This window comes from Paenibacillus sp. TY11 (assembly GCF_059772165.1).
On record NZ_JCBAIQ010000018.1, the window covers coordinates 21,461 to 35,950 of the forward strand.

Consider the following 14,490-nt stretch of genomic DNA (forward strand, 5'->3'; position numbering starts at 1 on the left):
TCCGAAGTGCAATATATAGACGAACTAAACCATTTCGATCTATATCTTGTTCATTGGAAGTCGCTTATTGGATTTTTGTAAAATCCTCAGGTAGATATCTTATACATTTGATATATTACCTTGAACTTATTATCATATAAAAAGGTATCAAAACATGACACCTTTATAAGGAGATTTATTATGAAGAAATCAGAAAGATTAAATGACATGATCAGATACTTAAACAGTCGAGAGTTCTTTAATTTAAATGACCTAATGGATAAATATAATATTTCAAAAAGTACAGCTCTACGTGATGTTAGTTCATTAGAACAATTAGGTATGCCTATTTTTTCAGAACATGGCAGACATGGACGATATGGTATCTTAAAAAATAGATTGTTATCCCCCATTATTTTTACGATGGATGAAGTGTATGCTCTGTACTTTGCAATGTTGACGTTAGAAGCTTATCAATCCACACCATTTCATTTAAGTGTTAATAAACTAAATGAAAAGTTTGAACACTGTCTTTCTCAAATACAAATAAAGCAGATTCACAAAATGAAAAAAGTCCTACAATTTGAAATATATCAGCATAATCATGTTAGTCGTTTTTTAGATAAAATTCTAACAAGCATTCTTAATGGGAGTAACTGTAAGATTCAGTATTTAAAAAATAATCAGAAAAAAAGTTACCATGTTCAATTTTTCAAAATTTCCGCTAAGTTTGGCCAATGGTATGCTACTGGAATAGAGCTAAATACGAATAAATATAGAGTTTTCAGATGCGATCGAATAACCTTTATAGAAGAAGAGGACCTCAAATCCCGCTTTTCCACAGATGAACTTCTTAGTCGTTCATTAGAAATTTATCAATCTGAGAAGAGCATTGACTTTGAAGTAGAGATTTTAGAACAAGCCAAGGATATTTTTTATAAAGAACATTATCCTTCTATGAAAATAGAAAATGGTCATAAAACAGTCATTAAGGGATTCTATAATCCAGGAGAAGAAGAATTTTTAGCTAATTATTTTATGAGATATGGTCATTATGTTATATCAGTGAAGCCTGAATCATTAAAACAAATTATTCAAGATAGGGTAAAAAATCTTCTAAATCACTATCAAAAATTATAAGATAAAAGGCTTTTAAGACAGACATCCAGTAAGATTCACACCCTTTGGGAGATCTTTGATCTATTTCATCTACATTCTAGCCAAAAAAGGAGCCTTAAGCTTCTTTTTTGGCTAGCTATGACATTTGAATTATGGCTTCCGTTTGGCGATAACGGCATAGGATACAGTTCTTGTGGACCCAGTTGGATTCCATGCAGTAAAGTCTTCAGCCGAGGAATAGTGACCGGAGAGAAAGTGAAACGTGCGAATCCACCTCCAAGTTGAGTTACACGAATGGCTTTTCTAATATTGTTAAATAAAGGAGGGCTTGACACTGTTACTTCTCATTATTTTCCGTTCCTATACCGATTTTGTTAAGCTAATATTGGTGATCATGGTGTCATACGGTTCTAATTCCATGGTTTGTTTTCCATATTCCGTATCAATAGTCGTTCTTTGAAGTTGATCGCTATTGTTAATAACGACCAATATTTTACTTTCCGGATAATAAGCACACTCTGTATATAAGTTATCCGTAATGTACATCGTTTCATGTAACTCATTACCCGCAAAGCGAATCAGATTCAGCAGCAATCTTGTATTTTCCCAGCTAAATTCGAAAGAAGGAAGGTAAACTCCCTTTCCTTTACCGAAGGCATGAGTAGATAGTGTTATCATACCATTCGTTTCATGCGCTACCGCTGCTGACCCATCGGTAAGATAAATGCTATTCTTTGGCGTTATACTGGCCCCTTCAGGCACCAAACCATGCTCATCCCTAACCTCATATGTCCATCTTCCATGACCTACTCTGGAGCCTGTATCCTCATCTAGGCCGAAAACATGTGCCATTCTGAAAAAGCTGTCATGGCCTTCAACTGCTGAAGGCTGGTTGATACCAATAAAGGTCCCCCCCTCATAAACCCATTGGGTCAGTAAGTCCACACACTTGTTGTCATTCCAGTACTTTCCACCACTCCATGCTGAACCGGCAGAGCCGGCATTGATCACCACATCACAATCTTGTAGAATTCCCTGACGGATATCTTCAAAATCAATGAACTGCACTTCAATCGGCAATCCAGATAAAGCCTCATTGACATGAATTAAATCATGCATATACGTTTCATGGAAATGGCCGGACAATGTCCACGATCTCAATTTTCCCCAGCTATGCAGAATAGCTACCTTCGTCTTCATGTGATAGGGTTTGCCTTCATGATGCAGTTCTTTAATTTCTCTGAATTCATTGGCAATCTTTTCGATGTAATCGCAAAAATCCGGGTAAGGCTCTACAAGATGCAAATATCCGCCCAGTCCAATCCGGTCTATAGGCTCCCGCAATAGGGCGCGCCGGATATTAATCCAATACTTTTTGGCATCCAGCGTGGGGTCTCCCCCCTCCATAAAGGTAGGAAGCCCGCCTAAACCGACCGGAAATAAATATGGATGCAGCCGAATCTCATGCGTATTCACGTTTACACCTGAACAAAGCCTCGCCTCATAACCTGAGAACACACATTTAATCAACCCGTCAAATCCAAACTCTTGAAAACGGTCATTGTAAGGCTCCATGCCAACCCAACTGTCATCATAAAACACATAGGCCAGCTTGTCGTGCCCATGCACAATGTCAATTAATTTCTTGCCAAATTCGATTACAAAATCATTGATAAATGCCATCCAATCCAACTTGCGCCGCTCAGCCGGAATATGACTGACGCGATATTTCCCACCATTCACAAAATCCTCGGCAGTCATCGAATACCCATATCTCTTGGCAAACAGATCAAGCGCTCTTGAACTTACCGTAAAATCGTATGAACCCCAGTCAGAGAACAGATGGCGATTGCGCTCATTACTGCCCCAGATCCAGGCGAAATTATAAAATAAGGAGGTGAACCGAACAACCGTGGTTTCCTTATGCTGGAGACACCAATCCTCCATCCAATCCAGCAGATACTGTTGCGTTTCTGCATAGATGGGATCAATCTGCATCAAATGTTCTTTGTCCCAATGATTCGTTGTATGATTATACATGGAAATCTCTTCCCAGATCCTGTAGGCCATGAAGCTTACCGTGTATTTATGCCAAGGAACAATGCCGGTAATGACCACATTTCCAGATTCCCTTTCATAATTCCACTGTTCTCTTGGAACTTCCTCCCCAGTCGTTCTGTCAAAAACCTGCCAATAGTTAAACGCCTCTTTGGAATCATTAACTTTGAATTGTTCAGCAAAAAAATCCTCCATCAGATAGATGGATACATAATCTTGTACAGCTACCTTCGGATTTGTAATTAAAAAACACTGCTGCAGCTTATCAAGATGGTGGGACGCCCACTCATTATGATCTCTGATGATACAGATTGTCGAATATATTCCGTACCCAGCGTTTATAATTTCTTCTGACAACTGAGTGCCGTCACTATCACGAATGACATCGGCGCCCCACCGTTCAGCTAATTTCAGAGTAAGCGCCTCATAACCGGATTCTCCCGGTAGTGTAAAGGCTCCCGTTGTTTGTTTGGACAACTTCGATCCCTCCTATTTAAGCATATCGGACAGAAAAGCCAATGCCAGGCCTTGCCCCCAGCCCTGAATCCAGTCTTTTGGAATATTGCGATACCCTTCCCGATCTTTCATGACCGCTGTGCCGCCCGATACACCCAGTACCCGTCCGTCTTCGCTAATATGGTTCAATATACCCTCCAATGCCTTTTGCACGTATTTGGTATGCAGCGGATTGCCGTTATTAATCATGGCCGCCGCGATACCACAAGAGGCAGATACTTCTTCATAGGACTCCTCGTCATCCAGTACCGTCCGCCACAGGCCATTCTCCGTTTGAACACCCTTCAGTGCCGCCAGTTGATCCCGAAGGGAACACTCCACGTCCATACACTGCGGATACAAATACCAGTCTTTCAAATGAATTTTGACTTGCGACATGGTATATGCTCCCCAAGCATTCGCTCTCCCCCAGAAAAAACCGGACATGTGATCCTGTTTGACATTATTGTAGCCATGGTACCAGAAACCGCTACTAGGGTCTTGCAGGTATTTGATATGCCAGTAATATTGATTTAAGGCATCCTGGATCATTTCCTCATCCTTTAATTTGGTTCCTACACGAAGCAGAAAAAATGCCGCCATAAACAACGTGTCCGCCCATGCCTGTTCTGGAAAATCATTAGCAACGGATACCGTATGCTGCAGAACATTGTCTCCGAACCTGAGAGCATTGTTCTGGATATAATCCACCTTGCTCATCACAATATCCCAATATTTCTGGTCCCCTGTTTCTTCATACAATGTGATCAGCATATGGCCCATGGCACATGTGTTTACCGTCCAGTGCGGCAGGCCCAGCTCGATATATTCATCTGCCCACTGGACAAGCATATTCAAATATTCTTTATTTCCTGTTTGGGTATAGGCCCTGGATACACCATAATAAGCCACACCGCAAGGCCAGTCCCACGTTAAATCCATCGCCATTGTTTTTCTGACGACTTTGTCGATGACGCTTAACATCTCTTCCTTGTCATAATTTAATTGAAGCATTTGTATTCCCCTCTCCTAGCGCACACGCCCCCAAAGGCGCTTGAGAGCTGTTCGTCACTGTTTTGAAAACGCTTTACTTATTCCATTGTACGCAGTAAAATAGTCTCAATCTAAGCATATTCGCAACAAAACTGCGCGATTCCAATCATTTATGTATACCTACTGGATAAACTTGACATCACATTCACCTATAATCAACTCATATCAAAGTCATGGGAGTATTGAATATGCCCAGAAAAAAGAAGCCTGTTATAGAGTACCGACACTACAGCTTGCCCATAAACTTTCCTGTCTTGCTGTTAAGTGGTGAACGTTGGAGAATTTCGGATATTAAAAGTGAGCATCTCCATTTTCATAACCATTTGGAGATTGGTATTTGCTACTCGGATAGCGGCATCATGGAGATCAAAGGAGAATCTGTACCCTTCAAAGCCGGTGATGTGACCTTCATCCCCAGGTATCTTCCTCATACCACGTACAGTTCGCCGAATACATCCAGTCTTTGGTCTTATATCTTTTTTTCGCCAGAAGACCTCTTTCAACATTCATTTAAAAGTGCTTACAGCAACTTCGAGCCGAATTTGTGGGTGGTGAAGGGTATGAACTGTATATTGAATAAGGAGCAACATCCCAAGGTTTATACACTTGCGACTTCAATCGTAGAGGAATTAAAACAGCAGAATCCTTACTATCAAGAAAGTGCCTACGGCTTATTGCTATCCCTTTATATAGAACTTCTTAGAATTCATTCCAGGAATGAACTGTTGGCAGATCCAGAAACAGAGCATAGCCTGAAAAGCGATTTTGTCATTTCTCCGGTTCTGGAGCACATCACGAAAAACTATATGAACCCCATTACTATGGATTTTTTGGCCGACCTGTGCCATTTAAGTACAACTCATTTCCGTAGAAAATTCCATGAAATTATGGGGACGTCGCCTCTCGATTTTCTAAACGGCACCCGAATCGAAGAGGCCTGCAAGCAGTTAAAAAGCACGGAAGATTCTATTCTTTCGATCTCCGAACAAGTCGGTTTTCACTCCATTTCCAGCTTCAACCGTTGCTTCTCCAGGCTTATGGGAAAGCCGCCAAAAGAATGGCGTAAAGGGGCGCAATCCGAAGCGCAATCTGCGAAAGCGTCTATACTGGAGTTTACGGGGTGGGTCTAATTTTACCAAACGGAATCAAGCAGCTCGTCCACTTCTCGAATTCGGGTCACCGATGGTGTTTGTATAAGATTGCCTTTGACCATAACCATAGCTACATCCGACAAAGCTTTTATATTGTCCAAAGGGTTTTGCTCCATCACGATTAAATCCGCTTGTTTTCCGATATCAATGCTCCCTGTAAGGTGATCGATGCCTAAGATTTCCGCATTAGATTTTGTTACCCGTTCGATGACCTGACCCGCGTTCAGTTTCGTTTGTCTCAGCTACACGCATACCGATTTTATGGGCTTCCTCGCAGATGGCGGCAACCTCTTCCTCCGTCATTTGCAAGCGGCCTGCTTCGCCGACCATGTTGGCATCGGTAACCCCGCCTGTCACGCATATTTTGATTAGGTCTACCCCGTTTTTCACATTAATTCTTACATTTCTTCTCGCTTCCCATGGCGAATCGCCGATTAAAGCCAAATAGGGTGCCCCATGACCACCTGTTACGCTCAGAAAATACCCGGACACCAAAAGATTGGGGCCAACAAACCGGTTTGCATTAATTTCATCTCGGAGCTGTACATCAGTATAAAAAAATTCACCGACGCTGCGCATCGTGGTTACACCGGAATGCAGTGCCGTCAGAGCATTTTTCTTCACTCGTTTTTTTAATACACTTCGGCCCAGCCTCGTATCCAAAATATGATCGAATGCAAAATTCAGCATCCCTTCGCTTGCAGACAGCGTAAATGGCTTTCCATCTGCAAAAAGATGGACGTGCGCATTAATGAGGCCAGGCATCACATATTTCCCCGATACATCGATCGTTTGATAATGGCTGGGGATAGCCAAATCGCTTGCCTTCTCGATCTCCTGAATCAGCCCGTCTTTGTGAATTAAAATCGTCATCATTTTTTCAACGTCTTTTTTCGCGTCTCCATAAATCACATTGCAGTTTTTAAGTGCATAACCTGTCTTCATCGTTTCTCCCTCCTGTTACGCTCACACCATTTAATAATGAATTATCAATTCATTTTTGAGACAAAAAAATATGAGGGACTACCCTGATGCAAAAAAATGGTGAACCGTCCCGCAAATAATCATCCCTACTTGTCGACATTATTCATTCAAGCTTTTTAGTCCATGCAGCCTGTATAGATTAATTGCCTCAAAAATCCGTTTCCGGCTATCGACGCTCATATCCCTCTTCAATAAATCCAAAATCATATTGATGACATTATTGGCAATGATGTTCAGCAAAATCATATTTTCATCGCTTCCGATTTCATACCTTTTATAAGTGTTTTTCAAATAGGGCTTCTTGGTTTCAATCATCAGATCGACCAGTTCGTTTTTTGCATTGCTGTAAATCGTCCCTTTATTTTTTTCGAAAATAATGACGATCTGCATGCTATATTGAGTTAGTAGGTTGATTTGCTCCTGAACAATGGCCGATTTTTTTTCGTTATGGGTTTCTTCAAAAAAAGTCTGGTTATCGATATGAATGCTTTCCACTAACACATTCTTCAAATAATCCACTAAGGAAGGCGGAACAACCGAATAAAATAACTCCTTTTTATTTTTAAAATAAGTATAAATATTTCCGACAGAAATTTGGATTTCATCCGCAATATCGCTCATTTTGGCATCTACAAAGCCTTTTCGAAAAAATACCTTTAAAGCGGCTGATTCAATTTCTTTTTTCACTTCATCTTTTTTGGCCTGTATAATGAACACCCTCAATCAATAATGAATAAACCATTCATTTTTAGTGTAGTTCAGTGGCTTAGACTTGTCAAACCGGAGCAAAACAACAGAAACCTTGACAGTTACGATAGGTGATAATTCAATTGTATAGCCGAATATAAAAAAACAGGGAAAAGACATGACGGAAGCGGGTTTTCCCCGTTCTCCATTCAACCTTTTCCCCGATTTTTTTCAAGTCTTTATTCATGTTTTCAGTGAGAACAACCATGACATGACGTGCCCCCATCAATGAAGTTATTTATTTTCATAGAGTGCTACGCCGTAGTTCATAAAAATACTGCACAATGGGATGCTTTAACTGCATCTTCTCGGTCATGTTTAATATTCGCTTTTTTCCAACTCGTCTGTCCACTAAAGCTAGAATATTCAATAAGATATCATTACTCTCTAAGCTTTCCTCTATAGAAGTAGTTAAAAACTTATTAGCTACAACATTAAAATTAGACTTGCTTAATGAAGCCTGTGCTGACAAAAGCTCCTTTGCATGTTCTGATATTTTTCTACCTCTTGCAATTACTTGTAGACGCTCCTCCGGAACGTTCCCATTAGTATCTTTTCTGACCGCTTCAATTTCTTCATTGCTGATAGGAACTTGGATATCTGGATCATTCTTGATTTCCAACTCCGTCTGATACCATTTGATTGGACTAGTGATATCATTCATATTGAGTATGTTCTTCTTATCTACAGTTATATAACAAATTCCAGACTTATCAGGCAAATAACGGTAACTGGTCGCTCGGTATTCAACCCTTCCGTCTAACGCAGGACAGCGGAAGCTCTCCAGTTGTTGCTTCAATTTACTCCAGGACATATATCCTCCTATGTTTTCAATGCCTACTAACAGCCCGTCCCCCAACTTGGCAATTTAATTTCCACGTTCCTCTACCTCATCATGATCCTTGCTTCCAAACTCATCAAGCAATGTACGCACTTCACTTGTTGATTTGGCGTTCATTAAGCTGTTTCTGAGTTCACTTGCCCCTCGGAATCCACGGACATATATTTTGAAGAAGCGGGCGAGAGGGCTGAACGAACGTGGCTCCTGCGCTGAATATTGATCATGGAGATCTAGATGAAGCCGCAGCAGTTCAAGCAATTCTTCACTGCTATGTTCCTTCGGCTCCTTCTCAAACGCAAATGGATTCTGGAAAATACCACGCCCAATCATAATGCCATCCACTCCATATTGCTCAGCGAGCTTCAAGCCGGTCTGACGGTCCGGAATATCTCCGTTAATGGTCAACAGTGTATCTGGTGCCACCTCATCACGAAGTTTCTTAATCTCCGGAATCAGTTCCCAGTGGGCGTCTACTTTGCTCATTTCCTCTCTTGTCCGCAGATGAATGGACAAATTCACAATGTCTTGTTTCAAAATATGGGTCAACCAGTCGCGCCATTCGTCTACGGCAGTGAAACCGAGCCTTGTTTTCACACTGACGGGCAGTCCCCCGGCTTTGGCGGCCTGAATGATATCCGCTGCGATTTCGGGACGGCAGATCAGGCCGCTTCCCTTCCCATTCTCGGCTACATTCGCTACAGGACAACCCATATTAATATCGATGCCTTTGAAGCCTTCTTTCGCCATACCGATGCTCATTTCACGGAAATATTCCGGCTTATCTCCCCAGATATGGGCCACCATGGGCTGTTCATCCTCTGTAAAAATCAAACGCCCGCGTACACTTTTGTTCCCCTCCGGGTGACAATAACTCTCTGTATTCGCAAACTCCGTAAAAAACACATCCGGTCTGGCTGCTTCACTTACGACATGGCGAAACACAACATCCGTCACATCTTCCATCGGTGCCAGTATAAAAAAGGGTCGTGGCAACTCACGCCAAAAATTATTCGTCATATCAAAAGCTCCTCTATAAATACCAGGACAAATCTTTGGTCCCAAAATGGTAAATCTAACCTGTTCATGTCCTTGCTTCTTCTTCACATATAACATGTTTAAGCAACGTAGTTCAAACGGCAGTATATGTTAAGCATAGACATCTAAATGAGTATATCATACCCAAGAGAGGAGCAGACTCCCCAAAAGACTCGCAAAAAAAGGAAGAGCGCCGCCCCTCCTTGCCATCTTCTATAACGTACTGCGCCGCAGTTCATAGAAATACTGCACGGCATAACTTCCCCCAGCCTACGCCGTTCCCATACGAATGGCTTAAAAAAAGAGCCGAGGAGTAATATCCTTGACCCTTTTCGTCAATTTCTACACATTAATATACAAAATTTTCAGCTGTTCATTGATTTTGGCTTCAAGTTCAGCGATTTCTTGTTTATCTTGCTCTAGTAGCTTATTTACTTCATCAAGGTCAATAACTTGCTCTTCTTCAAACGTATCCACGTAGCGAGGAATATTTAAGTTAAACTCGTTTTCTTTGATTTCTTCAAGTGATGCCACGTGAGCATATTTATCAACATCTACACGATTTCGGTACGTTTCGATAATCTTATTGATGTTTTTATCAGTAAGTTTGTTTTGATTTTTACCTTTTTCAAACGCCAATACACCTCAACTATTAGTCTTTTCTGACCAATAGTGAACAACACTCCACATGTGTCGAGACGACAAAAGGTATATATTAACTTTTATTATATATATTACCTATACTATCAAAAGCCGCTCCTTCACACAACACCCCCTTTTTTACCCGAATCCATAATCACGATGAAATCAGCCCCGTTCCTCACTTTGAAAAGCAATTGCTCAAAATTACTACCAGCTTCCTTCCCTCTCACACCTCCAGCTTCCAGTATTACACATAGTAAATACCCCAACCAATGGGTCATTCTGTAAACTAAATCTCTCTTTTAACCGATAAATACATATGCTGGACTGTTATTTAAATATCACATCTCGTAACTTTATACCCAACAAACTCAGTGATACATATGGGTCTTGACTCAAAGTTGTATTCATCCATTTCTTCTATTCGTCAGACTCGAATTAAAAATGCTGCACTTTACTTTTGTAATCAGCCATCAAATCTGGAAAGGAGACATGAACTCACTTGAGCATATTATCAGATGGAATCGGATATGAAAGCCTACGCTTTTATGGTCCCTTTCAGCCGCAACACATCGATCAACTTCAAATAACACGTACCATTAATGATCATACTTTTTTACATATTAGTGGTATGCTCTCCGAAGAACAGGGAGCCGCATGCATCGGACAAAATATGGAGCAAGAGCCGATTGTGATTCGTCAGTTGGATGATCAAGGACAATCGCTAAGAAGACTGTTCCACGGGATCGTTACGCAAATGTCTGTGAATTGCACACGTGGAGTATATACCTTTGAACTGGAGGCGGCTTCCCATTCATACCAGATGGATATCAAGGTAAAAAGACGCTCCTATCAAGATATTCACCGTACCTATGATGATCTGGTCACTGCGCTGGTTCGAAAATATCAGTACGGAGATGCCATTGATACCGTAAGCAACTATGCCAAACTGGAGACATTTGTTTTACAATATGATGAGACTGATTGGGCGTTTTTAAAGCGTCTCGCCTCTCGCTTTGGTTCCGTACTTGTGCCAGAGGTAACTGCAGCCTCGCCCAAGGTTTTCTTTGGGATGCCAGAAGGCAAGCAGCATAAGGTGGAGCGGGATGTATTTTATCGAGTACGAAAAACGTTTCATGAGTTGGATGCAGAAAAGCCAAGAGAACGTGCTAGCTCGTATGTCACCTATATGATTGAAAGCCTGCAATACTATGCGCTGGGTGATCTCATCACGTTACCGATTGGACAAGGCAAAGAACTGGTCGTGGTTCGGGCAGTGACAACGTTAGCAGATGGCTTACTGCGTACCCGTTATGATCTTCAAGCCGAACAGGATATCCGCTATGCTCGTTATGAAAACGATCAGGCTACCGGGATTTCACTGACAGGAACGGTACTGAAGGCACAGCAGGATTTCGTCCAGCTTCAACTGGACATCGACCCAAAGCAAGATCCTGCCAAAGCCTGCTGGTTTCCTGTAGCGACTCGATATGTAGCTGAAGAACATAGTGGCTGGTACGATATGCCTGAAATCGGGGAACAAGTGGAACTGTATTTGCCTACACACCGTGAACAGGATGCCTATGTGACGGATTCGCTCCGACAACAACGTCACGCAAATGGACAGCCAAATGTGAAGGTATGGCAACATGTGCAAGGTAGCGGCGTAGAAATGTCTGAACATGAACTGACCCTATCCACCTCCGGTGAATTTTCCATTACACTGCATGAAAGTAGCGGCATCACCATCAACAGTCCGGGGGATGTACAGATTCAGGGTGGTCATGTGAAGCTGGGTGCAGGTGAGGAACTGTCGCTGGAAGCTGGAACGGCGCTATATCTGAAAGGCGGAGCCAGCAGCATGGTACTGGATGGTGAGACGGATACCCACGCTCCAGTAATTTATCAGGAAGGTACGGTGAAAGCTCCTGTTTTCGTGGCTGACCTCCCTCCTGTACCGGAGCCGCCATTGATGAGTATAAAAGCCTATGAAGCAGCCCAATCAGCGACAAAGGATTCATCCAGTAGCCAAGCCCCTACCCCTAAAGCAAAAGTTACGACCCCAGCAGCGCTTCAACAGGCCAAAGCTTTGATGGGTACGGTGTCTAAGCTTTTAGGCTCCATTCCGGTGATGGGAAAAGTGGCTGGTGCTGTTATAGGAGCACTAAGTGGGCCTGCGGCGGGTGTCATTCTGAAAGCAACTGCAGCCATTCCTGTTCGAAGTAAAGGAACACCTACGGTTGGGGGAGGCGGTAAGGGAACCAGAATTCATCCGTTAAAATACTTGGCTGGTTTAACAATGCAGGGACTGGTCAGTCAATACGAGTATGAGCGAGCTCAGGAAGCCTATTATAACAAGTGGATTTTGGGGAAAGTGTATACAAGTGCTCGTCATGTGGCTCATTCCGGTGGAACATTGGAGCTGGTTCAAAACTTGCTGAAAGAGTCTAAGATGATGGTTCATGCGTATCAGCAGGTTCCTAAAAGTGTTCGTGAAAAATGGATTAGGGATTATATGAAGCAACAACCTCCTCCTAAGCCGCTTTCCCCAGAAGAAGAAAAATTACAGAGAGCAAGAAAGTATGCGCAAAGTATTCGTGACTGGGAAGCTAATCGTCCCGAACCCCCTAAAAAAAGCTTTGGCGAGGAAACCACACTCTTTTTCCAGGGCATGGAGGAAACAGTTCAAGCGAACGTTGAAGGCTTGAAACAGTTAAAAGATGCTCTTATCGAGCATCCTGTGGATACTATAAGTACTATAGTGTCGGGTCAATATGAAGAGGCAAAGGGAGATTTGGTATTTGCTAAAAATTATGTTTTGGATCAGGAAAATGCCAGAGAAGAGTATCTCAAAGGTTTAAAAGAAGACGATAAACGGATGTTAGAGAAGGGCCAAAGTTACATGGAGGGTGAGACATTAGCTGGGATGCTAATTAGCTCTCTTCTGGGTAAGGGAAAAATAAAAGGTGGAAAAGGGACACATCATAATTCCAAAGATGTTCCAGAACCAAAACCCTTGAAGCCAACGAATGAGCCGAAATCGAGCCTAACTAAAACTGAGGGGACGAGAAATGTTCTTGATTCTGTACCGTCAGTTAGAAACGGCGAGTTTAATAAATGGTTCAATTCTTTGACTCCCGATGAATTTGACAAAGTATGGGCAGACCCTAAACTAAGAGATACCATAAAAGACCGACTCAGACATCCTGGCAAATTACATGAATGGCATTTGGTATCCAGAGCAGATGTCTTCAAAAGATGGGGAGTAACAAGCGAGCAAATTGCGGAGATGCGAACGCTTATCAGTGAGACTAAATTTGTAAACCCTACAGGTAAACATGGAGGGAAAGGCTCTACCAAAGCACATAATGAATTATTAGAAATTATTGATTCGTCTACCGATTATGATATGTTTAAAAGAAGATTACAAAACTGGGCGAATTATAGATTTGACGGTGGAGTAGATGCTCTGCCAGAGGGTCTTAAGCCTTAATGGAGGTTAGAATATGGAAAAAGAGGGCTTCGTATCACTTTGGATGGGAAATGTTGATACATGCGAAGAATTGGAGAGGTTGTTAGCAACTTCTTATACAGATGAGGGTGATTTTATTCCATCAATATTTGCTAGATATTTTGAAATTGATAGGTATGATGATGCTGTTAGGGAAGCTGAATATTATGAAGAATCGAGCAATGATCTGATCAGCTTGCTTGAAGGTTTTTCGTATGATGATAAAATAATTCCAGAATTTAATGCATTGCTGCAAGGGAAATTATTAAATAATTTTAATGCAGTAATATTGCTTTACAATTTTAAGTATACCGGGAATAGAGAAGAGGTTGAAAATGACTCGAATTTTCTAAAATATCTTGGCACAGTAGAATATAAGTAGTTACAAAATAGGGTGTGTTACACAACAATAAACCAAGTATGAAACAATTTAGCTATCTGAATAAACCTTTCAAAAGCTTATTCCAATTTGAACCATGAGTTAGGAATGAGCTTTTTTACACAAAAATAATGACTTGCCATCCCTCCCCATCAGAGTTAACATACACACACTTCAACAAACGGGAGGGAAAATAAACTATGTCAATTTGGCCAGATTGGTTTCTCGAAGCATTACGCCAACGATTTTATCAGTTAGAACTCGCCAGTGAGCAACAAGTTTCATGCCCACCAGAGGACAAAAATCTATTCACTCAAATGGATCAATTTAAAACCAACCAAAACGAGGATATCCAACGTCTGTTATCCGAATGGGAAGAAGCAATAGGCTATCAATTAAGTCAGGACAAACAATCCATCTATATGGAAGGAGTAAAAGACGGGATTCGATTGATTCTCCCCGTCATACATCGTTAGTCTATTTATCGCATAAGCCC

At 41.6% G+C, this 14,490-nt stretch carries 11 protein-coding genes and 2 pseudogenes; 5 read left to right on the forward strand and 8 right to left on the reverse strand.

Annotated features, from left to right (window positions below; translation table 11 throughout):
• The first annotated feature begins 180 nt into the window (after positions 1 to 180).
• Complete coding sequence (locus AC6EJC_RS19010; protein ID WP_444955305.1) at positions 181 to 1,119, forward strand: helix-turn-helix transcriptional regulator; 939 nt, start codon at positions 181 to 183, stop codon at positions 1,117 to 1,119.
• A gap of 339 nt (positions 1,120 to 1,458) precedes the next feature.
• Here the strand turns inward: AC6EJC_RS19010 and gnpA are convergent, their stop codons facing one another.
• Both gnpA and AC6EJC_RS19020 read right to left on the reverse strand, forming a co-directional pair.
• Positions 1,459 to 3,633, reverse strand: coding sequence for a 1,3-beta-galactosyl-N-acetylhexosamine phosphorylase (gene gnpA, locus AC6EJC_RS19015; RefSeq protein ID WP_444955306.1), 2,175 nt, complete (start codon positions 3,631 to 3,633; stop codon positions 1,459 to 1,461).
• Positions 3,634 to 3,645: 12 nt separating this feature from the next.
• A complete protein-coding gene (locus AC6EJC_RS19020; protein WP_444955307.1) occupies positions 3,646 to 4,665 on the reverse strand; it encodes a glycoside hydrolase family 88/105 protein in 1,020 nt (339 codons plus the stop codon).
• 227 nt (positions 4,666 to 4,892) lie between these two features.
• Between AC6EJC_RS19020 and AC6EJC_RS19025 the strand changes: the two genes are divergently transcribed.
• The gene (locus AC6EJC_RS19025) at positions 4,893 to 5,834 is read left to right on the forward strand and encodes a helix-turn-helix domain-containing protein (protein WP_444955308.1); all 942 of its coding nucleotides are present in this window, start codon (positions 4,893 to 4,895) and stop codon (positions 5,832 to 5,834) included.
• A 125-nt stretch (positions 5,835 to 5,959) separates the two neighbouring features.
• Here the strand turns inward: AC6EJC_RS19025 and AC6EJC_RS19030 are convergent.
• From AC6EJC_RS19030 to AC6EJC_RS19055, 6 genes and pseudogenes are all read right to left on the reverse strand, one after another.
• Positions 5,960 to 6,097, reverse strand: a pseudogene (locus tag AC6EJC_RS19030) (amidohydrolase family protein); the annotation flags it as partial.
• Entirely contained in the window at positions 6,042 to 6,800 is a 759-nt protein-coding gene (locus AC6EJC_RS19035; protein ID WP_444955309.1) for an amidohydrolase family protein, read from the reverse strand. The gene AC6EJC_RS19035 and the pseudogene AC6EJC_RS19030, both read right to left, overlap by 56 nt.
• A 138-nt stretch (positions 6,801 to 6,938) precedes the next feature.
• A complete protein-coding gene (locus AC6EJC_RS19040; RefSeq protein WP_444955310.1) occupies positions 6,939 to 7,556 on the reverse strand; it encodes a TetR/AcrR family transcriptional regulator in 618 nt (205 codons plus the stop codon).
• A gap of 274 nt (positions 7,557 to 7,830) precedes the next feature.
• Positions 7,831 to 8,400: an SF0329 family protein gene (locus AC6EJC_RS19045; RefSeq protein WP_444955311.1), complete on the reverse strand. Its 570-nt coding sequence runs from the start codon at positions 8,398 to 8,400 to the stop codon at positions 7,831 to 7,833.
• A gap of 54 nt (positions 8,401 to 8,454) precedes the next feature.
• Positions 8,455 to 9,444: a tRNA dihydrouridine synthase gene (locus AC6EJC_RS19050; protein WP_444955312.1), complete on the reverse strand. Its 990-nt coding sequence runs from the start codon at positions 9,442 to 9,444 to the stop codon at positions 8,455 to 8,457.
• Between the two features lie 360 nt (positions 9,445 to 9,804).
• Positions 9,805 to 10,098 (reverse strand): annotated as a pseudogene (locus tag AC6EJC_RS19055) (N-6 DNA methylase); the annotation flags it as partial.
• Between the two features lie 508 nt (positions 10,099 to 10,606).
• On the opposite strand from AC6EJC_RS19055, the gene AC6EJC_RS19060 reads away from it, so the two are divergent.
• The 3 genes from AC6EJC_RS19060 to AC6EJC_RS19070 all read left to right on the forward strand — a co-directional run bounded on the left by AC6EJC_RS19060 (position 10,607) and on the right by AC6EJC_RS19070 (position 14,470).
• A complete protein-coding gene (locus AC6EJC_RS19060; RefSeq protein WP_444955313.1) occupies positions 10,607 to 13,597 on the forward strand; it encodes a contractile injection system protein, VgrG/Pvc8 family in 2,991 nt (996 codons plus the stop codon).
• Between the two features lie 13 nt (positions 13,598 to 13,610).
• The gene (locus tag AC6EJC_RS19065) at positions 13,611 to 13,997 is read left to right on the forward strand and encodes an immunity 22 family protein (RefSeq protein WP_444955314.1); all 387 of its coding nucleotides are present in this window, start codon (positions 13,611 to 13,613) and stop codon (positions 13,995 to 13,997) included.
• A gap of 197 nt (positions 13,998 to 14,194) precedes the next feature.
• A complete protein-coding gene (locus tag AC6EJC_RS19070) occupies positions 14,195 to 14,470 on the forward strand; it encodes a hypothetical protein (RefSeq protein ID WP_444955315.1) in 276 nt (91 codons plus the stop codon).
• The last annotated feature ends 20 nt before the right edge of the window (positions 14,471 to 14,490 follow it).